The sequence below is a fragment of the Clostridium lamae genome (genome assembly GCF_033043255.1).
Lineage (GTDB): Bacteria > Bacillota > Clostridia > Clostridiales > Clostridiaceae > Clostridium > Clostridium lamae.
Window position 1 is genome coordinate 76928 of record NZ_JASCQJ010000005.1, and the last position, 22483, is coordinate 99410.

Sequence of the window (22483 nt, forward strand, 5' to 3'; positions counted from 1 at the left end):
AGGGGGATTATGATATATGACTTAATTGTAGTTGGAGGAGGACCAGCAGGACTTGCTGCAGCATATGAAGCGTTTGTAAATGGGATAAAAAATATCCTAATTATTGAGAGAGATAAAGAACTTGGAGGAATATTAAATCAATGTATTCATAATGGTTTTGGACTTCATACATTTAAAGAAGAACTTACCGGACCAGAATATGCAGATAGATTTATTAAGCTAATTAAAAATACAGATATAGAAGTAAAATTAGACACAATGGTTTTAGAGATAGAAGAAGATAAAAAGATTCATGCTATAAATACAGAAGATGGATATATGATTTTAGAGACAAAATCTATTATTTTAGCTATGGGATGTAGAGAAAGAACTAGAGGAGCTATTGGTATTTCAGGAGATAGACCATCTGGTATATTCACAGCTGGTGCATCTCAAAGATATGTAAATATTGAAGGTTATATGCCAGGTAAAGAAGTAGTTATTTTAGGATCAGGTGATATTGGACTAATTATGGCAAGAAGAATGACATTAGAAGGGGCAAAGGTTAAGGCAGTAGTAGAACTTATGCCTTATTCAAATGGGCTTAATAGAAATATTGTACAATGTTTAAATGATTATGATATACCCCTTTATCTATCTCATACAGTAATAGATATAATTGGAGATAAGAGAGTAGAAAAGGTAATTATTTCAAAAGTAGATGAAAATAAAAAGCCAATTAAGGGAACTGAAATGGAATTTGATTGTGATACCTTATTATTATCAGTTGGATTAATACCAGAAAATGAATTATCTAAAAAGGTCGGTATTAATTTAGATAATAGAACTAATGGATTAGTGGTAACTGAAAGCATGGAAACTAATATTGATGGGATTTTTGCCTGCGGTAATGTAGTTCATGTTCATGACTTAGTAGATTTTGTGACAGAAGAAGCTAAGCATACTGGGAAGGCAGTAGTAAAATATTTAAATAAAACATTAGAAAAGAAAGATTATATAAATATTAAAAATGGAAATGGAATTAATTATACAGTTCCACAGAGAATATCTACTAATGATATAGATGATAAGCTAACTATATTTATGAGAGTTAATAATGTGTATAAGGATAAGGCTATAAAGGTAATGTCAGGAGATAATACAGTACAAATATTAAAGAGAAAACATTTAGCTCCAGCAGAAATGGAAAGAGTAGTAATAAAAAAAGAATTGTTAAAAGATCTAAGTGAAGAGATTGTAATATCTTTAGAGTAAGTTTAATAAGGAGGAGTAAAATGGAAAAAGAACTAATTTGTATATGTTGTCCAATAGGATGTCATCTTAAAGTAAATATAGAGGAAAATAAGGTAACAGGAAATAGCTGCAAAAGAGGATTAGATTATGGATTAAATGAAGTAAGTAATCCTGTTAGAGTAGTGACAACAACTGTTAAAGTTAATAATGCTAAGTTACCAGTGCTTCCAGTGAAAACTAAAGGAGAAATACCTAAAGGTTTAATATTTAAGTGTATGGAAGAATTGAAGAAAGTGGAAGTTAATGCTCCTATTAAAATAGGGGATGTAGTATTATCTAATATTTTAGGAACAGGAATAGATATTGTTAGCTGTAGGGATTTAAAATAAATTTAGAAAATAAATAATAATAGTTATAAAAGTAAGGTGTAATAATTAAATACCTTGCTTTTTTTATTCTTAGTAAAAATTAACTTTCATTTTACATATTAGTAATAATGTTAGATTTGACAACACCAAATAGTAGGGATAAAATTATATTACCTTTTTGGGGAAAAATAAGAAAAAAGTAGGTGTTGAAGATTATGAAGGCTATTTTAACAGTAATAGGAAAAGATAAGGTTGGTATCATTGCAGGGGTTAGTAATGAATTACTAAAACTAAATATCAATATCTTAGATGTTAACCAAACTATAATGGATAAGTATTTCACTATGATTATGATGCTAGATTTAAAAGAATCCAATGCAAGTTTTGATGAGATAAAAGGCTCATTAGTTGCTAAAGGAGAAAAGCTAGGAGTAAAGGTTAAGATTCAAAGAGAAGAAATATTTAACTCCATGCATACTTTATAATTTAGGATACGGAGGCTAAGATATGAATAGTAATAATATATTAGAAACCATTAAAATGATAGAAGAAGAAAAACTTGATATAAGAACTATAACTATGGGAATTTCTTTACTAGATTGTATAGACTCTGATGGAGATAAGGCAAGAGAAAAAATATACAATAAAATAGTTAGCAGTGCTAAAGACTTAGTTAAGGTTGGCAGAGAAATTGAAAATGAATTTGGAATTCCAATAGTAAATAAGAGAGTTTCTGTTACTCCAATATCTATTATTGCAGGTGCTACTGATGAAACAGATTATGTAAAATTTGCAGAAACTTTAGATAAGGCAGCAGAAGCTGTAGGTGTAGATTTCATAGGTGGTTTTTCAGCTTTAGTACAAAAGGGATATACTAAAGGCGATAAGATACTTATTAACTCAATTCCAGAGGCTTTAGCAAAAACTTCCAAAGTTTGTTCGTCAGTAAATGTGGGTTCCACTAGATGTGGAATAAATATGGATGCAGTAAGGGAAATGGGAGAGATAATTAAGAAGACAGCAGAATATACGAAAGAATCTAAAGGTTTTGGCTGTGCTAAACTTGTAGTGTTCTGTAATGCTGTTGAAGATAACCCTTTTATGGCAGGAGCCTTCCATGGTGTTGGAGAAGCAGATAAAGTTATAAGTGTTGGGGTTAGTGGACCAGGAGTTGTTCAAAGAGCCTTAGAAAAAGTTAAAGGTGAATCTTTTGATGTAGTGGCAGAGACTATCAAGAAAACAGCATTTAAAATAACTAGAATGGGACAATTAGTTGCTAAAGAAGCTTCAGAAAGATTAGGAGTTCCATTTGGAATAGTAGATTTATCATTAGCACCAACTCCAGCAGTAGGTGATTCAGTTGCTCATATATTAGAAGAAATGGGATTAGAAGTAGTTGGAACACATGGAACTACAGCAGCACTGGCGTTATTAAATGATGCTGTTAAGAAAGGTGGAGTAATGGCTTGTAGTCATGTAGGAGGTCTAAGTGGAGCATTTATACCAGTTTCTGAAGATGCAGGAATGATAGATGCAGTATTAAATGGATCATTAAACTTAGAAAAACTAGAAGCGATGACTGCAATATGTTCAGTAGGCTTAGATATGATTGCTGTTCCTGGTGATACACCAGCAGAAACTATAGCTGCTATGATTGCAGATGAATCAGCAATAGGTATGATTAATAATAAGACAACTGCTGTAAGAGTTATTCCTGCTCCAGGATGTAAAGTAGGAGATTTAGTTGAATTTGGAGGGCTATTAGGAACGGCACCAGTAATGCCTGTAAATAAATATTCATCATCATTATTTATTCAAAGAGGCGGAAGAATACCAGCTCCAATTCACTCATTCAAAAATTAATTATTTTGCTTAGCAAAATATAACTTTTGTGTATAATATAAATAGAACAATTATCTAAAGAGAAGACAGTTAATATTGTTTTCTCTTTTATTATTTTAGGGGGATTTATGAGGTGTGTTGTAATACATGGAAGTCCAAGGAGAGGTAATACTTGGGATGTGTTAAATATTGCAAAAGAGGAAATGAGAAAAAAGGGTGAAATTGAGTTTATAGATATTGAATTGCGTAAGGAAAATATACCTTATTGTAATGGATGTTTTTTATGTATTTATAAAGGTGAGGATAAATGCCCACATTATGAAAAGATTAATTATATAGCTAAAGAAATAGAAAGTTCAGATGCTATTATAGTTACTTCGCCTGTATATTCAATGCAAGTTAGTGGAATTTTAAAAACATTTATAGATCATATGTCTTACAATTTCCATAGACCAAGATTTTTCACAAAAAAGGCATTAGTAATTACTACTACTGCAGGGGCTGGGCATATATCTTCAGCAAAGTACATTAAAGATGTTTTGTATTATTGGGGATTCAACTTTGTAGAGATGATGCCAATAGCTTATAGGGGAATGGAATTAAATAAAAAAAATATAGAAGTAATTAAAAGTAAGTCAGGTAAGTTTGCTGAAGATCTAATGTCAAAGAAAATACATGATCCACAAATGAAATCTATTTTTATTTATAATTTGTGGAGAAAATTGGGAGAAAAGCCTTTTGGAGAAGGAGATGCAGATTATAGGTATTGGAAGAGTTCAGGACTTTCTAAATTTGTTTATCATCCAGATATTAAAATAGGAGTTTTAAAAAGAGCAATAGGAAATGTCGCATATAAGTTAATTGGAAATAAGTAAAAATTTGATGATAAGATTAGACTTGGGGGATTAATAATATGGATTTGATAAACTCTATATATCTAGAATGTAGTGAGAGATGGTGGAAATCAGATAGAACTTTCAAATTAGATATGAGAAAATATACTGATAAAGAAAAGAGAAGTAAAGAAAAGAATTTAGATAATTATATAGATTTAATAATTAAAAAAATAAATGAATTTCCTAAAGAAGATAATAAAAAGGAACATTGGGAAAATGAATTTAACAAAATTATTGATAACTTTATAGAAAGTGAAAAAGAAACTTTTAAACTTGGAATAATTAATAAAGGTATTAAGGATGATTTCTTTAATAGTACTAAAAGCTTTATAAAAGAGGCAAAACAATTTGATGAAAATTTGAGTTATATTGATATAGGTCAAGCTATGAGAAATGTCTGGATTGTTAATATACTTCAAGCAGCCTTTGGGGAAAAAGTCCAATTATCTAAATCTATATTTGGTTATAGTATGTTATATCCATATACAGATAATTATCTAGATAATACCAATATAAATGAAATGGAAAAGAAGAAATTTAATTGTAAATTGAAAAGAAGATTAAATGGAGAGCATATAGAAGGTAGTAACTCTCATGAAAAATCTGTTTATAAATTAGTTAGTTATATAGAAGAAGATTTTAAAAGAAATGATTATTGTGAATTATATGAAGCTCTACTTTCCATTCATGAAGGCCAGATAAAAAGTTTGAAGCAACAGGATATCCTTAGTATTCCTTATGAAGAAGATATTTTAGGTATATCTATTGAAAAAGGTGGATCATCAGTTTTAGTAGATGGATTTTTAACTAAAGGGAAGATAGATAAAGATGAAATATATTTTTGTATCTTTTATGGTTTCTTGCTTCAATTAATCGATGATTTACAAGATATTAAATCTGATATAAATAATACTCATATAACTATAATGTCTCAGTTGGTACCTAAATATAATCTCGATAAAATAGTAAATAAATTGATTAATTTCACAGTTAGTCTTTTAAAAGAGGAGAATTGTTTTAAAGGCGAGAATATACCAGAATTAAAAGAACTTATAAAAACAAATTGCATAATGCTTATATTATTTTCAGTAATATTTAGTAAGGAATTTTTTTCTGATGAATATATAAAGGTTATAGATGAATATTTACCATTTTCTATAAAATATATTGAAAAAATTAAATTTAAACTAAGGAAAAAATTTAAGAAAATAGAATTTGAAGAGGCAATTAATTATATATTAGAAATTAATTAAAATGGAGCTGTCTAAACAGCTCAAAAAAGATGTAGAATGTAAAATGTAGCATTATTCATGTATTTTAAAACAAATTAATATTAATGTATTTATTTTAGAAACTCCATAAGGAGTTTCTTCTTTAATTTTACATTATTTATTTTACATTGTGCGATAGCAATATCTTATTCATTAGATAAAGGTAAAGAAATATAGTTTTTAACATTTTCTAAGACAGAGTCGTCACCAACGTACACTATAATATCTCTATCATTTATTATAAAATAAGGGCCTGGGGATAAAAACATATCTCCATCTCTTTTTACTGCAATAATTGTTGCTTTGGTATTGTGCCAAAAATCTAATTCGCCTATACTTTTTCCAACAGCAAAACTATCTTTTTCAACTATACTTTCAAAAGGGATTATGGAGCCTACATTTCTTAACTGTGTAGCAAATTCAATTATATCATTTATATTTTTCTCTAGTTTATCATCAATTTCTTTTCTTTTCTTAATTAGTTCAAAAGTTTCACTATTTAAATATGTAAAATCTGCTTTGGTCTTAAACTTATTTAAAAATTCTTTAGCAGAATTTTTATCATTTATTATGATACCGCTCTTTTCATTAATTGTAACAACATTCATATCTTTTAGTAGAGCTAGAGATCTTCTAATAGTTTCTGGAGATACATTATAAATACTGACTAGTGTTGTTCTACCAGTTATTTTTTCTCCTTCAATAAATTGATTATTTACAATTCTATGAGCTATGTCAACAGCTATCTTAATATAATTAGGCGTTTTAGTTTGTTTAGACAATTTTATCCACACTCCTTCAATAAAAATTCTAACACACAATATAATAAAGTAAAGTATTTATTTGTATGAGTTTAAATCGATAATATCAATAAACAGTAGAATAATAATTACTTTTAATGCAGATAATTTAAATATATGAACAGTTAGGAAATACAACTATAATTTGTTAACTAATTGCCGGAGGTAGCTATTTCATTGAATTTAAATATTACTTATTCTATAATAAATTTAGTATATTAAATAAGAGGTATTTGTATGGAAAAGGATGGTTTATTTTTAGAAAAAGAAATTCTTAAAGAGAAAAGAAAGAAGATTAATGAAGAGCTTTTAGAGAAAAAAAGAAGTTTTGAAGTTATAGATAAAAAACTAAGGCTTTTAAGGAAAGAAGCAAGAGGAAGCTATAATGAGGAAAAAGAAACAACTGAAAAAATATATTCATTTTTAAAAAAAGATATTAGTAATTATGAAGAATCTATGAAGATACCGTATTTTGGAAGAGTTGATTTTAGAGAAAATAAAGCTCAAACAGAGAGTATCTATATAGGTAAACAATCTGTAAGTTCAAGTCAAGATGGAGAAGAAATAGTAGTAGATTGGAGAACACCAGTAGCAGATCTATATTATAGTGGAACAGGTGGATATGCATATTATAAATCTCCAAATGGAATAATAGAAGGTAACTTATCTTTAAAACGAAAATTCTTATTTAAGGAAGACTCCCTAAAGGAAATATTTGATGAAGGAATAAATGAAATTATTGTTAATAGTGGATTAGAAGAAAATGATTTAGTCGATGAGTTCTTAAAAATTAATTTAGAAGAAAGCAGAGGCAAAAAATTAAAGGAAGTAGTAGCTACAATTCAAAAGGAACAAAATGATATCATAAGATGGCCTAAGAATTTGCCTATAATAGTACAAGGATCTGCTGGCTCAGGTAAGACTACCGTAGCATTACATAGATTAGCTTACTTAATTTATAGATATTCAGAAAGCATTAGAGGAAAAGATATACTAGTTCTAGCTCCTAATAAATTATTTTTAGATTATATATCAGATATACTACCAAATCTTGGAGTGGATGAGGTCAACCAAACTACATTTCAGGATTTAGCATTAAAGCAATTAAAGGCTAAATCAAAGGTCAATGGTAAAGATGAAAAATTAAGAAATATTATTGAGGCTAATGATATAAATAAATGTAATTTCATTGTTAATTCCTCAAAAATCAAAGGGACTTTAATGTTTAAAAGTATGATAGATAGGTATATAGCTTTGTTAGACGGTGCTACATTAGATATTAACGATATTATAGTAGAAGATTATGTTTTATTCGGTAAGAGGGAAATAATGAGACTTTATTTAAAAGACTTAAAAAGTTACCCTATAAATAAGAGAAAAGATGAAATTAAAAGATATCTTCTATTAAAGCTAAAAGAAAAAATAGAAGTGCTTTGTTTACAAGTAGATAAAGATTGGGATATAAGAATAAAAGAAGTAAAAAGAGAATTAGAAGATTGTGATGAAAGACGAGAAAAGTTAATAAAGTTATATTCAGAAAGAGATACTATAAAGGAAAATATAAAAAATAATTCTAAGAAAATTATAAGTGAATATTTTAAGAATTGGAGAGGTATAACTTCAAAAGATATATATCATAATCTTTTTAAAAATGAAGAATACTTTGAAATTGCAACATTAGGTAAAATACCTAAGGAACTTTCAGAATTTATGAAAGAAGAATTGGAATATAATAGTGAAAATGGAGTAATAGACGAAGATGATTTAGCTCCACTTTTATATATAAATATGTTATTAGAGGGTGTTGAAGAAAAAGATAAATACTCTCATATAGTAGTAGATGAAGCACAAGATTATAATCCATTTCAAGTTTATTTAATCAATAAGTTAACTAAGGGAAACTCATTAACTTTAGTTGGAGATATAGCACAGGGAATTTATTATTATAAGGGCCTTAAAACATGGGAAGATATAATAGATAGGGTATTTGAAGGTAAAGCTACATATATACAATTAACGCAAAGTTATAGATCTACTGTTGAAATAATTGATTTTGCAGATGGAGCTTTAAGGTCACAAAATCTAAATTTAAAAAATGCAAAGCCAGTATTAAGGCATGGAGAGGAACCAAAAGTAATAAAATGTAATAGTGATAAAGAAGCTGTTAAAAAAATAAAAGATATAATTGCGGAAATAAAAAATAGAGGTAAAAGTAGCATAGCTATCATAACTAAAACATTAGATGAAGGTAAAAAAGTAGAAAAAATAATAAAGAAGGAAACTAGTCTAAAAATTTCCTTACTAAAAGGTAATGAAAAAGAAAATAATGATGATATAGTAATAATTCCATCTTATTTGACGAAAGGATTAGAATTCGATGCTACTATAATATATGATCCAAGTGAGGAAAATTATAAGGATAATATTTTAGATAAAAGACTTCTATATGTTTCATTAACAAGAGCCTTACATTATGAATATATTATAGAAATCAGTAAATTGTCTAAAATGATAAATTCTTAAAAAATTTTAAAACTTAATTAAAGAATATACCAAAGTAAAATATATATATAATAGTAATATTTATGATTGTTTAGAAAATGAGATTATGATAAAATATTTCCTGGAATCAGCGAATATATCGATGTTGGAGGCAGTTATATGGCACAAGAAAAATTAAAAGATAATATATATTGGATTGGAGTTAAGGATCCTGATTTAAAAATATTCGACATAATAATGGAAACTAAAAAGGGAACAACCTATAATTCTTATGTAATTGATGATGAGAAAGTAGCAGTAATAGATACAGTGAAAACTGGCTTTTATGATGAGTTTAAAAATAACTTAGTGTCAGTTATTGGTGATAAAAATGTTGATTATATTATAGTTCAGCATACAGAATTAGACCATAGTGGCTCTTTAATTAAGTTGATAAATGATTATCCGAATGCTAAGATAGTTGGATCTAAGGCAGCTATAACATATTTAAAAAATATTTTAAATAGAGAATTTAATTATGTTGATGCTAAAGAGGATATTAATCTTGGAAAAACTACACTTAAGTTTATTACAGCACCAAATTTACATTGGCCAGATACAATTTTCACTTATGTAAAAGAAAGAAAATTAATATTTACTTGTGATTTTACAGGTTCACATTATTGCCCTGAAGGTGGAATAACATCAAGTTTAAATGATGACTATTTTGTTGAGATGGAATATTATTTTAATTGTATAATGGGACCATTTAAGAAGTTTGTGTTGATGGGACTTGATAAGATTAAAGACTTAGAGATTGAATGTATGGCAACTAGCCACGGTCCAGTTCATGGGGCAAATATTGATAAAATATTAGATCTTTATAGAGAATGGGCAACAGAAGAAAAGATAAATGATAAAAAAATAGAAATATTTTATATTTCTGCTTATGGTAATACAGAAGAAATGGCTAAATTCTTAAAGGGAAAAGTAGAAGAAAAGGGATATATAGCAGATGTGACAGAAATCACATCAATTCCATTGGAAGAAAGTATAGCTAAGTTAGAAAGAGCAAAAGGGTTTATGATAGGATCACCTACAATAAATCAAGATGCTGTTAAACCGGCTTGGGACTTACTATCATTACTTAGTCCTATTATTAATAGAGGAAAGATAGCTATGGCTTTTGGATCTTATGGTTGGAGTGGAGAAGGAGTAAAAATGCTTACATCAAGACTTAAAGATTTAAAGCTTAAAGTAGTTGATCCAGGATTATCCTTCTGTTTTGTACCATCAGAGGAAGATTACAAAAAAGCTGAAGAAGCAGTTAATAAATTTATAGACTTATTATAGTTAAAAAGGATATTGTAAAACTTATTAAAGTTTTACAATATCCTTTAATTTTTCTAGTGGTAATTAGTTAAGAACAACATTCATATAATTAATTAAATATTAAAAAGCAATTTATTTTCAAATTTTAATCCCTAAACCCGTATTATTGGAATATCTATATATTAAACAACTAAAAAGAGGGGGGAAACTGCTTCTTAATAATTGCTACAGCAATTTAAAGGTAGGAAATGTATGAAAAAAGAATTAACTTCACAAGATGTAAAATTTAACTTTAAATTTATTGCAAATAAAGAAAAAGGCAGCGTAACAATGATACCAGAAATAGATGTTGAGTATGAAAAGATTGGAAGAGCCCTTAATATTAGCCAAGAGGGTTATAATATTTATTTGATAGATTCATTTTCAAAAGAAAAGCTAAAAAAACTTCAGTCTTATATAAGGGAGCAGTATAAATTTTTAGAACCTCCAAATGATATTTGCTATGTAGTTTTAGATGATTATAAAAGACCAGAAGTTTTATTTGTTTCTAATGGCAATGGTAATAAGTTAAAAGATGCAGTTGATAGAATAAGAAATAATTATATAGAACTAGTTGAAGAATTTTATAATTCTTCTACAGAAGATGAAAAAGATGAATTAATTGATGAAATACAAAATAAGAGAAATTCTTATATAAGTGAATTGATGGAAATGGCAAAAAAAGATAACTTCGAGGTGAAAGTGACTAATAAAGGTTTTGCCTTTATACCATTAATAAATGGTAAAGTAATAAGTGAAAGAGAATATGATAACTTAGAAAAAGAAAAAAAAGAAGTTATAGTAGCTAAGGCAACTGTATTAAAGAAAAAGGCAGAAGTTGTTTTAGGAAAAATAAAGGATATAGAAATAAAATCTATAACAAAATTAAAGGAAGTCTATAGTGATTTTTTAACAAAAGAAATGGAAGCTTATAAGGATGAGGTGCTTTTTGAATTTATAGATGATGATAATGCTTATGAATATTTAGAAAAGCTATTTATTCTTATGGAAAAAAATATAATAGAATGTTACACGATGGATATAGAGGATGATGAAGAAAAGTTATATGATATTATTAATAATTACAATATTCATTTATTAGTTGATAATAGTTTGACTAATCAGCCACCTGTAATATATGATGAAGATCCAAGTGTAAATAATTTAATGGGATTCTTAGAATATGAAAATCATAATGGAGTATATACAACAGATATTTCTTTGATTAATTCTGGATCCTTATTAAAAGCTAATGGTGGTTGCTTAATTATACGAATGAACTCATTAATTAATAATGGATATTCATATTACCATTTAAAGAAAGCGCTTATGACTAATAAAATAACTTATGATGCATCAAAGTCATATTTAGATATTATTTCAATTAACTCGTTAAAACCTCAACCTATACCTATAAATGTTAAAGTTATTCTAATTGGGGATATGAATACTTATGACACATTATATAATTTAGATGAAGATTTTGGAAAATTATTCCCTTTAAGAGCAGAATTTGATCCTATAGTAGATGCTAATGAGAATGCTGTAAATTATGTAAATCATGCTATAGATAATAAAATAAAAGAAAATAATCTTATGCAAATTACAGAAGAGGGAAGAAAAGAAATTATTAAATATTTAGCTAGAACTGCAACTAGAAAAACTAAAATAAATATAGATATAGCTGAAATTGATAAAGTTATGATTCTTGCCAATTATAATGCAAAGACAAGAAATAGTGAATTAATTGAAGGAGATGACATAAGAAAATTTGCATATTACAAAGAAAAAATAGAGGAAGAATATGATAAGCTTTATAAGGAAAATAAAATCATCTTATCAGTAACAGGGGAGAAAATAGGAGTAATTAATGGACTATCTGTATTGGATACTGGATATCATTCATTTGGTAAACCTGTAAGAATAACATGTATTGCACATAAAGGAACAGGTAGAATAATAGATATTCATAAAGAAAGTAAATTAAGTGGTAAAATTCATGAAAAATCTATAAATGTTATTAGGGGATTAATAAGTAGTATTATAGATTCATATGAAGGAATTCCTGTTGATTTCTATTTAAACTTTGAGCAATCTTATGGAATAATTGATGGAGATAGTGCTTCTGTAGCAGAAGTAATATGTATGCTATCAGCTTTGACAAAGAGACCTATAAATCAAAGTATTTCTGTTACTGGATCAATCAATCAGTTAGGAGAAGTTCAAGCTATAGGTGGAGTAAATGAAAAGATAGAAGGATATTTTAAAGTATGTGAATATATAGATAATTATAAAAATAAGGGAGTATTAATACCTTCATCGAATAAGGATGAATTAATTTTGATGCCAGAAGTAGAAAAAGCAATAGAAGATGGAGATTTTCATATATATACAATGGATACTTTAGATAATGCAATAGAAACTTTAATATTAAAAGAAGGAGAAACACTAGAAGATTTTTATTCTACTTTAAAGGAAGAAATTAAAAAATATAAAACAAAAAAATAAATATATTAGATAGAAAAGAATTAATATCTTAGTAGTATTAATTCTTTTTTTATTTTTTATAATAAAAGGCATAATTATGTTTGACTATGAATAAACTAATATGTTAAAATTATGGAAAAAGAAGGAAATTAATACTGCTATGGAGGAGGTGGATCTCTAAGGCAAATTGCTTTAGAGTAGTTTATATGTATCTTAAATTTGATAAAAAAGATGACAAGCTTATAGTTGGATTGATGGGGGAATTAGATCATCATAGTGCAGAAGAAGTTAGAGTTAAGATAGATGATAGAATAGAAAGAGATAACATAAAAAAAGTTATATTAAATTTTAGTGGTGTAACTTTTATGGATAGCTCTGGAATTGGAGTAGTTATAGGTAGATATAAAAAAATGCAAAATAGAAATGGGAAGTTATGTGTAACTGAAATAAATAGAGCGGTTAATAAAGTCTTTGAGATATCTGGTATGTATAAGATAATAGATGTTTATAGAAATATTGATGAAGCCATAGTGAATATTTAATGGAGGGTTTAAAATGGTTGATAATAAAGTTAGTATTGAATTAATGAGCAAATCCGAAAATGAGGGTTTTGCAAGAGTAGCTGTAGCCGCTTTTGTATCTCAATTAGACCCAACGGTTGAAGAATTAACAGATGTAAAAACAGCTGTTTCAGAAGCTGTAACAAATTCTATAATACATGGTTATGAAAACAAAAAAGAGGGTATAATCAAAATAGAAGCCAGTATAACTGGAAATGAGATAACTATAATTATTGAAGACTATGGCAATGGAATACAAGATGTTGAACAAGCGATGGAGCCATTATACACTTCTAAACCAGAATTAGAGAGATCAGGAATGGGCTTTACTGTTATGGAAACCTTTATGGATAAATTAGAAGTTATTAGTGAGTATGGAAAAGGAACAAAAGTTATTATGAATAAGAAATTTAATACAGTAAGTTAGGTGAAGTAGATGGAAAATGGAAGTGTAAGAAAAGAGGTGTATAATTACGAAGAGAATTCACAATTAATACCTCTAGCCAAAGCTGGTAATCAAGAGGCTATGAATAAGGTCATTGAGATGAATTTACCTCTTGTATCATCCATTAGTAAAAAATTTCTAAATAGAGGTTATGATTACGAAGATATATTCCAAATAGGATCTATTGGTTTAGTCAAGGCTATAAATAACTTTGATGATAAGTTTAATGTGAAATTTTCGACTTATGCAGTTCCTATGATAATAGGAGAAATAAAAAGATTTATTAGAGATGATGGAATAATAAAGGTTAGTAGGAATGTTAAGAGTTTAGCTAGGAAGCTACATTTTGCTAAAGAAGAATTAACGAAAAAACTAGATAGAGAACCAACTATTGAAGAGTTATCAGAGTATTCTAATATTGATAAGGAAGAGATAGTATTTGCCATAGAATCTTCAGTTAGTATGCAATATCTCTATGATACTATTCACCAAGATGATGGAGCTCCTGTATTGCTTATAGATAAATTAAGTCAAAAGGGAGAAGATGATACTGATATGATAAATAGAATTGCACTTAAGGAGGCATTAAGAAGTCTAGATAGTAAATCAAGACAAATTATAATGCTTAGATATTTTAAAGATAAAACTCAAGTGCAAGTTGCAAAAATGCTTGGAATTAGCCAAGTTCAAGTTTCTAGAATTGAAAAGAAAGTTTTAGGAATTATGAAAGAAAAATTAAAAGAATAAAAGTTCATTTTAAATGGAAAAATTATTTAATAAATTATAAAAAGCTTACTATATAAGTGGCTTTTATAATTCTAAAGAAAATTAAAAATTATTACCTTCGCTTTAGAAGGAGATAAATATTATATGCCTGCGACTTGGAGAATAACCAAGGATAAGACATATAATATTTATCTCCTTTTTATTTACAAAAAATTCCGGAGTTAATGTTTCAAAAAGTGGAATAATAAACTTAAAGAATTATAGAAAGGAGTAATCTTATGTCTAAAAATAAAAGACCAAGTGAACAACAAATATTAAAAAAGTTTAAAACTATTGCAGATCAAACAAATCCAAAGCCTAAAATTGCAAGGAATTGTGTAAGAGCTTTTTTAGTTGGAGGAGTAATCTGTACTATAGGCCAAGTATTTCAAGAATTATTATTAAAATATGGATTACCAGAAGATGATGTTAAGATGCTTCTTCCAATTATCATGGTATTTTTAGGGGCATTATTAACTGGAGTTGGAATATACGATAAAATTGCTTCTTATGGAGGTGCTGGTACAGTAGTGCCAATAACAGGCTTTTCAAATGCTATAGTTGCACCAGCTATTGAATTTAAAAAAGAGGGTTTTGTTTTTGGAGTTGCAGCAAAGATGTTTACAATAGCAGGTCCAGTACTTGTATATGGAATAGGAAGTTCAGTAATAATAGGAATAATATATTATGTAATTAAACTATTAACTTAAGGAAGGCGAAGAGTTATGAGTGATAATTCAAATACAAAGAAGATTGGAAAGCAAACAGTTAGGTTAGTGAATCCACCTAAAATTATAGCAACTTATTCGATAGTAGGACCGAAAGAAGGAGAAGGACCTTTAGGTAGCTATTTCGATGAAATTTTAAATGATGATTTATATGGAAAAGAGAGTTTTGAAAAGGCTGAAAGTGAAATGTTGTACAGTGCAATAACTAATGCTATAAAACGTGCAAATATAAAAGAGGAAGATGTAGATTATTTATTTGCAGGTGATTTATTAAATCAATTAACATCATCTTCATTTGCTGCAAGACAGCTGAATATCCCCTTTTTTGGATTATATGGTGCTTGCTCTACTATGTCAGAATCTTTAAGTGTTGCATCTATGATGCTAGATGGAGGATTTGGGAATTATGCTGTAGCAGCTACTTCATCTCATTTTAGTTCTGCTGAAAGACAATTTAGGTTTCCATTAGAATACGGAGCTCAAAGAAGTCCTTTGGCACAATGGACAGTTACTGGAGCAGGAGCAATGGTTCTTGCGAAAGAAGGTGATTTCCCAGAAGTTACCTATGTTACTACTGGTGTTGTAAAAGATTATGGAATTAAAGATCCTAATAATATGGGAGCTGCAATGGCTCCAGCAGCGGTAGACACAATATCAATACATTTGAAGGATACAGGAAGAGATCCTAGTTTCTATGATGCAATAGTAACAGGTGATTTAGGTAAGGTAGGCAAAGAGATAATAAGCAAATTGTTATTAGAATATGGTTATGACATTAGAAGTAATTATTTTGATTGTGGAGATATGATATTTGATGATAATATTCAAAAAACAGATTCAGGCGGAAGTGGATGTGGATGTTCAGCCGTAGTAGCATCAGGATACTTTTATAAAAAACTAATGAGAAAAGAAATTAAGAATTTGCTATTAGTATCTACTGGAGCATTAATGAGTACTACGTCATCTTTACAGGGAGAAAGTATTCCAGGAATTGCTCACGCTGTTGCAATTGAGTTTAAAAATTAGGAAGGAGGATCTATATGCCATATTTAAGTGCTCTTGTAGTTGGTGGAATTATATGTGTTATAGGTCAAATACTTATGGATACAACTAAATTAACTCCTGCAAGAATATTGGTGATTTTTGTTACTGTAGGAACTGTATTAGGTGCCTTTGGAATTTATGATAAAATAGTAGAAATAGGCGGAGCTGGTGCAAGCATCCCTTTGCCTGGATTTGGGAACTCATTGGCGAAAGGTGCGATAAAAGCTGTAGAGGAGAAAGGCTTAATTGGTGCATTTACAGGAGGTATAACAGGTACTGCAGCAGGAATTACAGCAGCAATTTTCTTTGGATATCTCATGGCTTTAATTTTTAATCCAAGGACCAAATAATAATGTATATATAAAATGCTAAATAATACTTTAAAAAAGCAACCTAACAATTTATACTATAATTGTTAGGTTATTGTTATTTAATATGATAATTTAAGAAAGGCGGAATTTAATGAAGAATTATTACGGCAAGTCTTGGATTAAAGTAGTAGAAGAACTTAATAGTAGTCTTCACAAAGGGCTTTATGAATATGACTGTAACATAAGACGAGAGAGCGAAAACAATAAAATAAACTTGCCACATTATAGAGGAGTTTTAAGACTTTTATTAGAAACTTTAAAGAAAAGATATTTACTTATTTACCTAATATTTATTATTTTCTTTTTAGTAAATAAATTTTATATAATGGGATCTATTTCAGTTATCTTATTAATTTTTAATGTTTCAATAAAGATTTGTAGTGCAATTAATAAGGAAAAGGAGATAGATATTCTGCAAAACTTAAATACATCTCAGGTTCTAGTCTTAAGGGAAGGTATTGAGAGATTAGTTGAGGCAGAAAACTTAGTAAAAGGCGATATAATTTATTTTAGAAAAAATTCTGTAATAGCTGCTGATATTAGGATTATAGATAGTGAAAATCTTAAAGTAGATGAAAAAGGAATTACTGGTGATAACCTTATAAAGGAGAAAGACTCAATAAAAATAGATTATACAGTATCTTCTATTAGTGAAATTTCTAATATGTTATTTAGAGGATCATTAGTTAAAGAAGGTTCAGGAAAGGGAATTGTTGTAGCCGTAGGAGAAAATACACAACTTGGCAAACTAGCTAAGATTAGAAGTAATACAGATAATAAAAAGGATATACTTCTGAAAATCATTGAAGATAATATCTTGAAAGTTATTTTATGCTTAATATTAGTACAAGTTATATTGATATTATTATTTCCTGGGAAATTAATAAATAAAACTGAACTTTTTGCAAAGGGTTTATTTGCTATTATTTCTATAGCCTTTCCAATCATAGTTTTATATTATGATAAAACATTTAGAAGAAAAATATTGATAGAAGATAATATAGAGTTAAATAATATTTCATCAATATGCTTATTAAATAAAGTGAAAATATTCTTTATGGAGAAAATAGGTAATGTTTCAAGAGAAGAACTTTATGTAGATAAATTATATACTAATGAACAATTATATAATTCAAATAAGGTTGATATTAGTGATATAAACATAAAAAGACTAATAGATATTTCTGTACTTTGCAATAATTCAAGATATAATAAAGAAAATGTTTTTTCAAAAGGCAATATATTTGAAATAGCTTATGTTAAATATGGAATAGAAAAGGCTGTACATAAAGATAAATTAGATAAGTCAAATAAAAGAAAATTTGAACTTGTTAATTATTCTGAAACAAATATTATTACTACTGTCAATAAGAGTACTAAAGGATGGAGAGCAAATTCGAGAGGAAGATTAGATAATATTTTAAATTGTTGCACACATATTTTAGTAAATGGTATTGAGAGAGAAATAAGTTCTGAGGATATAATGAAAATTAAATTAGCAGATTTAGGCTTTTCAAAAGAAGGATTGCTAACTGAAGCTTTTGCATATAGAAGTTTTAATTATGAACCTTCAAAAGATGAGAATATAGAAAGTAATTTAGTTTTTGTAGGAATTATAGCATTACAAAATCCTTTAATAGATGATGTTGTTGATGACATTAATAGTATGATAGATACAGGAGTCTTACCAATTATATTTACAGATGAAAATATTATTTCAGCTGAATTTTTTGGGAGAAAAATAGGGTTAATTACTAGTCAGGATCAAATTGTATCAGGTATTGAGTTAGAATCATTAACTGATGAAGAATTAATAAAAATAGTATCAAAGGCAAGAATTTACTGCATTGTTAATCCTGAGATCAGAAATAAAATAATATCATTATATAATAATGATGGCTATGAATTTGTTGCTGAAGGAAAAAGTTTAGCTGATTTATCTATAATAAGCTTAGCTAATATCGGTATAGTAAAAGGGAAAGCTTCTATACTTTTAAGGAAGATTGGGGATGTGTTTACGGAGAAAAGTAGTATAAAAGCCTTCTTCGATTTGAAATATAGAGAAAATGAAATAAATGAAGCAATGAAAATAGGATTAAGTATATATGCTATTATCACTATAGCAGAACTATTATTTTTTAATTTTCAATATTACTTAAATGATGGAGTTTTAATTAAAGAGTATTATATATTTATTTTAAATACATTTTTACTAACACCTATAATTCTAATCAATTCACTATGCGGTAATGAATCGTATAAGGGGAAAAAGGCAATTATAAGGGGAGCTATGTTTAGTTTAATTCCCATGGTTTCAATTTACTTTATAAGGGATAGCTACGATATATTAGGTTTTTTACTTATTGGTGGAATGGCTATTTTTGATACTATAATTAGCTGTAGTGTATTTGATAAAGAGAATTTCAAGTTTATTAAGTTGTTAATAGTTACAATTTTAATATATATAGTATCTTTAATAGGCTTAATTGTATTTTGGAAATTTAAATTTGATTTAATAATATCAGTAGTAGGAATATGGGCGTTATTTATTTTTAGTCTGGGAGATTTTATTGTTAAAAAGTGGTAATACTTAAGATGAGGTGTTGCCATTGAAGGATGAAAAGAATAACAATATACTACTTTACATATTTGTAGTTTTTATAATATCGAGTTGTACGTTTTTACTTTTTTATAAAAATAGATGGCTAGCAATAATACTTGTTAGCTGTTTTTTTATATATTTATTATTAATAAAAAATATAGTTTTTGCTATTATATTATCTCTATTTTTTGTAGTTCCAATATTTAATAACTTAATATATTATAATTTGGATGTAAATAATAATGAAGAAGTAAGAATAATATCTTTAAATAGTTACGGGGGGACAGGGGAAGTAAGGGGAAGAAAAGTGTACTTAACTGGTAATTTAAAAGACATTAAGCTAGGAGATAGAATAATAGCAAAAATAGAATTAAATAAGAATATTAGTATTGAAAAAGGATTGATAGGGGAAGGGAAAATTGAAGAATATGAAAAATTAAGTTTGGATATAAAAGGGCATATTTATAGAATGAGAGAGAGTATTTTTAATGCTTTGAGTGAGAAATTAGGAAGTAGAAGAGCTGCGTTAATTACGTCTATGTCTTTTGGATATACTGAATTTTTAGATAGAGAAGATGAAAGTACAATGAAAAATTTAGGAGTGCTACATGCAGTATCTGTCTCAGGACTTCATATGGTTTTAGTTTATTCATTGTTGAAAAAGATGCTAGGTGAAAAACTAGCTCCATTTATAGCTATAATTTATGTTGTTTTTACTGGGGCTGCTATATCCACAATAAGATCTTATATTATGCTTTTATGTTTAAGCTTAGCATTACCATTTAGAAGGACGTATAATCCATTAGCTGGACTGTCTTTAGCTGGGATAATCTTAATTATATATAAGCCTTACAGTGTATTTGAAGTTGGTTTTCAACTCAGTTTTTTATCTACACTGGGAATAATATTATTTAATAAAAAGATAAATAAATTGCTTTATAAGTTACCTAAGATATTAAGAGAGGGAGTAGCTATTAGTTTATCATCTCAAGTATTTACCTTTTCTTTTTTAGTTTTATATTTTAGAGAATTTTCATTAGGTTTTTTAGCAGGGAATTTGATTTTGATGCCTTTAATGAATGCAGTAGTAATTCTAGGTAATATATTAGCATTAACAGTAAAATTTACACTTATCTTTAACTATCTTTCCTTTATTACTTATTATGTAACACTCGCAATTGATTTAATTTCAGATAAATTATTAAGTATTTTGCCAAGTGTATTATATCTAAATGAAATAATTTCAATAAGTTATATTATAATTCTAATAACTATTTATTTTTATAAAAATGGATATAAGAATGTTATCTATTTTCCAATATCAATCATATTTTACTTATTTATAATAATATATAGTCCTATTCCAAAGTTTGAGTATTATAAAGAAGGGATAATTTCAATTAGTTATAAGGGTGAAAGAAATATAGTTGCTATTAAGGAAGGAGTTAATTTAGATAAATACAAGGCAATTTTACTTTCTAATAAGGAATATAAAGATTTTAAAAGGATAAATCTAAATAATAATGATATTAATATAGAAAAGAGTAATAGAGATATTTTATTAAGAAATGGAGTTAATGCTTATATTATAAAGCTATCAAGTGGGAAAATAGATGAAAATTATGATATAATAGACTGTAAATATAGTAACTATGTAAAAATTATTTTATTGAAAAATAAAGTTTTAGTAATTAATTAAGAGAGGTAGATTGCTTTGATAGATTTTGATGTGCTAGAAGGTGAAGTTAAAAAAGGTAAGATTGACAACTCTTATATTTTTTGTGGATTAGATGAAGAACTAATTAAAGAAGGAATAAGCTTAATTGTTAATAATACAGTGGATAAGTCCTTGCTTGATTTAAATTATATAAGATTAGATGGATTAACAACAACTTTCGATGAAATAATGAATGCATGTGAGACCATGCCTTTTATGGGAGAGAAAAAAGTAGTTGTTGTTTATAGAGCAAGTTTTTTAAAGGAAAAAACTGACGCGACCGGAACTAAGGTTTATAATGATATACTAAAATATCTAAAGGACTTACCTCCATATACTGTTTTAATTATGTATTATTTATTTAATGATAAGAGGGATACCCCTAAGAAAAGTAATAAAGTAAAATCTTTAGATAAGGTTTCGAAGGTAGTGTATTTTGATAAATTAAAAAAAGATAGATATTATAAAAAAGTAGAAGAAGTATTTAAAGAAAAAGGAAAAGAAATAGGAAAAGTTGAGTTAAGATATTTTGCAGAAAAAGTTCAAAATAACTTTGATATAATTAGGAGAGAGGCCGACAAGCTTATTTCATATGCTCAAAATAGAACTATAAGCAAGATAGATATAGATAAGCTAATTGCAAATTCCAGTGAAGATGATATCTTCGATTTAATAGATTTTATATCACAAAAGAAGGTAGAAAAAACTTTAGATTTGCTTTATGATTTGTTATCTAAAAGTGATCAGCATATGCTTATAATTTCTAATATAGAGAATAATTTTAAAAGACTTTATGAAATCAAAGTTCTAGTTCAAAATGGATCTGGAGTTAATGATATTTCTAGTAGATTAAAGCTTCCAACTTTCGTATGTGAAAAGTTAATTAATCAATCTAGTAAGTTTTCTATAAAACAACTTCAAAAAATTATGGAAATATGTTTGGAAACAGAAAATAAGATGAAAACAACTGGAGTTGATAAGAATATGGAAATGGAACTTATGATATTTAACATATTTATGACTAAGTAAATATAAATGAAGAATTATTGATAAAAACTCCTACGGGAGTTTTGTTTTTTAAATAAATAATAGCCGATCCAATGGGATCGGCTTCTTATTTGATTACGCCATAGCGTTTAACTTTGCAGCTAATCTTGATTTCTTTCTAGCTACCATGTTCTTGTGACATACTCCTTTTTGAGCAGCCATGTCTAAAGCTTTAACAGCCTTAGGGAAAAGAACCTTAGCTTCTTCTACGTTGCTTGCAGCAACAGCTACTTCAAATTTCTTTACAGCAGTCTTTAAAGCTGATTTGATCATTCTGTTTTGAGCAGTTTTTGCTTCAGTAACTTTAATTCTCTTTTTTGCTGATTTAATATTTGCCATTCTAAATTCACCCCCTTAATAATTTTATTAGGGTCTCTTTGCAGTTTTGGGGAAATCTGCGTTCGAGTTCGTTTTTAACATACTGTATTATATCATTGAAACTTTATAAGTTCAAG

20 protein-coding genes are annotated in these 22483 nt (G+C 27.6%); 18 read left to right on the forward strand and 2 right to left on the reverse strand.

Going from position 1 to position 22483, the window contains the following annotated elements:
* The first annotated feature begins 9 nt into the window (after nucleotides 1–9).
* The 6 genes from QK892_RS04395 (at nucleotide 10) to QK892_RS04420 (ending at nucleotide 5592) form a co-directional block, all read left to right on the forward strand.
* Nucleotides 10–1254: an NAD(P)/FAD-dependent oxidoreductase gene (locus QK892_RS04395; protein ID WP_317272318.1), complete on the forward strand. Its 1245-nt coding sequence runs from the start codon at nucleotides 10–12 to the stop codon at nucleotides 1252–1254.
* Nucleotides 1255–1274: 20 nt separating this feature from the next.
* Nucleotides 1275–1622 carry a DUF1667 domain-containing protein gene (locus QK892_RS04400; protein ID WP_317272319.1) on the forward strand — a complete coding sequence of 116 codons (348 nt, stop codon included), beginning with the start codon at nucleotides 1275–1277 and terminating at the stop codon, nucleotides 1620–1622.
* 194 nt (nucleotides 1623–1816) lie between these two features.
* Nucleotides 1817–2086, forward strand: coding sequence for an ACT domain-containing protein (locus QK892_RS04405; RefSeq protein WP_317272320.1), 270 nt, complete (start codon nucleotides 1817–1819; stop codon nucleotides 2084–2086).
* A 22-nt stretch (nucleotides 2087–2108) separates the two neighbouring features.
* Complete coding sequence (locus QK892_RS04410) at nucleotides 2109–3464, forward strand: PFL family protein (RefSeq protein ID WP_317272321.1); 1356 nt, start codon at nucleotides 2109–2111, stop codon at nucleotides 3462–3464.
* Nucleotides 3465–3571: 107 nt separating this feature from the next.
* The gene (locus QK892_RS04415) at nucleotides 3572–4318 is read left to right on the forward strand and encodes a flavodoxin family protein (protein WP_317272322.1); all 747 of its coding nucleotides are present in this window, start codon (nucleotides 3572–3574) and stop codon (nucleotides 4316–4318) included.
* A 38-nt stretch (nucleotides 4319–4356) separates the two neighbouring features.
* The gene (locus QK892_RS04420; protein WP_317272323.1) at nucleotides 4357–5592 is read left to right on the forward strand and encodes a hypothetical protein; all 1236 of its coding nucleotides are present in this window, start codon (nucleotides 4357–4359) and stop codon (nucleotides 5590–5592) included.
* A 164-nt stretch (nucleotides 5593–5756) separates the two neighbouring features.
* Here QK892_RS04420 and QK892_RS04425 read toward each other — a convergent pair whose 3' ends face one another.
* On the reverse strand, nucleotides 5757–6392 hold the full coding sequence (locus tag QK892_RS04425) for a TrkA C-terminal domain-containing protein (RefSeq protein ID WP_317272324.1): 636 nt from the start codon (nucleotides 6390–6392) through the stop codon (nucleotides 5757–5759).
* Between the two features lie 255 nt (nucleotides 6393–6647).
* Here QK892_RS04425 and helD point away from each other — a divergent pair, with 255 nt between their 5' ends.
* From helD to holA, 12 genes are all read left to right on the forward strand, one after another.
* Nucleotides 6648–8933, forward strand: coding sequence for an RNA polymerase recycling motor HelD (helD, locus tag QK892_RS04430; RefSeq protein ID WP_317272325.1), 2286 nt, complete (start codon nucleotides 6648–6650; stop codon nucleotides 8931–8933).
* Between the two features lie 138 nt (nucleotides 8934–9071).
* Entirely contained in the window at nucleotides 9072–10244 is a 1173-nt protein-coding gene (locus tag QK892_RS04435) for an FprA family A-type flavoprotein (RefSeq protein ID WP_317272326.1), read from the forward strand.
* 231 nt (nucleotides 10245–10475) lie between these two features.
* On the forward strand, nucleotides 10476–12770 hold the full coding sequence (locus QK892_RS04440) for an AAA family ATPase (protein ID WP_317272327.1): 2295 nt from the start codon (nucleotides 10476–10478) through the stop codon (nucleotides 12768–12770).
* A 185-nt stretch (nucleotides 12771–12955) separates the two neighbouring features.
* Entirely contained in the window at nucleotides 12956–13291 is a 336-nt protein-coding gene (gene spoIIAA / locus QK892_RS04445) for an anti-sigma F factor antagonist (protein WP_317272328.1), read from the forward strand.
* Nucleotides 13292–13304: 13 nt separating this feature from the next.
* Complete coding sequence (spoIIAB, locus tag QK892_RS04450; protein ID WP_317272329.1) at nucleotides 13305–13736, forward strand: anti-sigma F factor; 432 nt, start codon at nucleotides 13305–13307, stop codon at nucleotides 13734–13736.
* A 9-nt stretch (nucleotides 13737–13745) separates the two neighbouring features.
* Nucleotides 13746–14501: an RNA polymerase sporulation sigma factor SigF gene (gene sigF / locus QK892_RS04455; RefSeq protein WP_317272330.1), complete on the forward strand. Its 756-nt coding sequence runs from the start codon at nucleotides 13746–13748 to the stop codon at nucleotides 14499–14501.
* A gap of 257 nt (nucleotides 14502–14758) precedes the next feature.
* Complete coding sequence (gene spoVAC, locus QK892_RS04460) at nucleotides 14759–15229, forward strand: stage V sporulation protein AC (RefSeq protein WP_317272331.1); 471 nt, start codon at nucleotides 14759–14761, stop codon at nucleotides 15227–15229.
* Between the two features lie 15 nt (nucleotides 15230–15244).
* The gene (gene spoVAD, locus QK892_RS04465; RefSeq protein WP_317272332.1) at nucleotides 15245–16273 is read left to right on the forward strand and encodes a stage V sporulation protein AD; all 1029 of its coding nucleotides are present in this window, start codon (nucleotides 15245–15247) and stop codon (nucleotides 16271–16273) included.
* 14 nt (nucleotides 16274–16287) lie between these two features.
* Complete coding sequence (spoVAE, locus tag QK892_RS04470; protein ID WP_317272333.1) at nucleotides 16288–16641, forward strand: stage V sporulation protein AE; 354 nt, start codon at nucleotides 16288–16290, stop codon at nucleotides 16639–16641.
* 112 nt (nucleotides 16642–16753) lie between these two features.
* Nucleotides 16754–19249, forward strand: coding sequence for a P-type ATPase (locus tag QK892_RS04475; protein ID WP_317272334.1), 2496 nt, complete (start codon nucleotides 16754–16756; stop codon nucleotides 19247–19249).
* Between the two features lie 13 nt (nucleotides 19250–19262).
* Nucleotides 19263–20963, forward strand: coding sequence for a ComEC/Rec2 family competence protein (locus tag QK892_RS04480; RefSeq protein WP_317272335.1), 1701 nt, complete (start codon nucleotides 19263–19265; stop codon nucleotides 20961–20963).
* A gap of 15 nt (nucleotides 20964–20978) precedes the next feature.
* Complete coding sequence (gene holA / locus QK892_RS04485; protein ID WP_317272336.1) at nucleotides 20979–22010, forward strand: DNA polymerase III subunit delta; 1032 nt, start codon at nucleotides 20979–20981, stop codon at nucleotides 22008–22010.
* A 93-nt stretch (nucleotides 22011–22103) separates the two neighbouring features.
* Here the strand turns inward: holA and rpsT are convergent, their stop codons facing one another.
* Nucleotides 22104–22367 (reverse strand): 30S ribosomal protein S20, encoded by a 264-nt coding sequence (gene rpsT, locus QK892_RS04490; RefSeq protein WP_317272337.1) that lies wholly within the window; start codon nucleotides 22365–22367, stop codon nucleotides 22104–22106.
* Between the last annotated feature and the right edge of the window lie 116 nt (nucleotides 22368–22483).

Coding starts and splice junctions, on each gene's coding strand:
- QK892_RS04395 (WP_317272318.1), top strand. CDS start 10: ATGATATATGACTTAATTGTAGTTGGAGGAGGACCAGCAGGACTTGCT.
- spoVAE (WP_317272333.1), top strand. CDS start 16,288: ATGCCATATTTAAGTGCTCTTGTAGTTGGTGGAATTATATGTGTTATA.
- QK892_RS04420 (WP_317272323.1), top strand. CDS start 4,357: ATGGATTTGATAAACTCTATATATCTAGAATGTAGTGAGAGATGGTGG.
- QK892_RS04405 (WP_317272320.1), top strand. CDS start 1,817: ATGAAGGCTATTTTAACAGTAATAGGAAAAGATAAGGTTGGTATCATT.
- spoIIAB (WP_317272329.1), top strand. CDS start 13,305: ATGGTTGATAATAAAGTTAGTATTGAATTAATGAGCAAATCCGAAAAT.
- QK892_RS04475 (WP_317272334.1), top strand. CDS start 16,754: ATGAAGAATTATTACGGCAAGTCTTGGATTAAAGTAGTAGAAGAACTT.
- spoVAD (WP_317272332.1), top strand. CDS start 15,245: ATGAGTGATAATTCAAATACAAAGAAGATTGGAAAGCAAACAGTTAGG.
- QK892_RS04440 (WP_317272327.1), top strand. CDS start 10,476: ATGAAAAAAGAATTAACTTCACAAGATGTAAAATTTAACTTTAAATTT.
- sigF (WP_317272330.1), top strand. CDS start 13,746: ATGGAAAATGGAAGTGTAAGAAAAGAGGTGTATAATTACGAAGAGAAT.
- QK892_RS04435 (WP_317272326.1), top strand. CDS start 9,072: ATGGCACAAGAAAAATTAAAAGATAATATATATTGGATTGGAGTTAAG.
- QK892_RS04410 (WP_317272321.1), top strand. CDS start 2,109: ATGAATAGTAATAATATATTAGAAACCATTAAAATGATAGAAGAAGAA.
- rpsT (WP_317272337.1), bottom strand. CDS start 22,367: ATGGCAAATATTAAATCAGCAAAAAAGAGAATTAAAGTTACTGAAGCA.
- helD (WP_317272325.1), top strand. CDS start 6,648: ATGGAAAAGGATGGTTTATTTTTAGAAAAAGAAATTCTTAAAGAGAAA.
- spoIIAA (WP_317272328.1), top strand. CDS start 12,956: ATGTATCTTAAATTTGATAAAAAAGATGACAAGCTTATAGTTGGATTG.
- QK892_RS04400 (WP_317272319.1), top strand. CDS start 1,275: ATGGAAAAAGAACTAATTTGTATATGTTGTCCAATAGGATGTCATCTT.
- spoVAC (WP_317272331.1), top strand. CDS start 14,759: ATGTCTAAAAATAAAAGACCAAGTGAACAACAAATATTAAAAAAGTTT.
- QK892_RS04415 (WP_317272322.1), top strand. CDS start 3,572: ATGAGGTGTGTTGTAATACATGGAAGTCCAAGGAGAGGTAATACTTGG.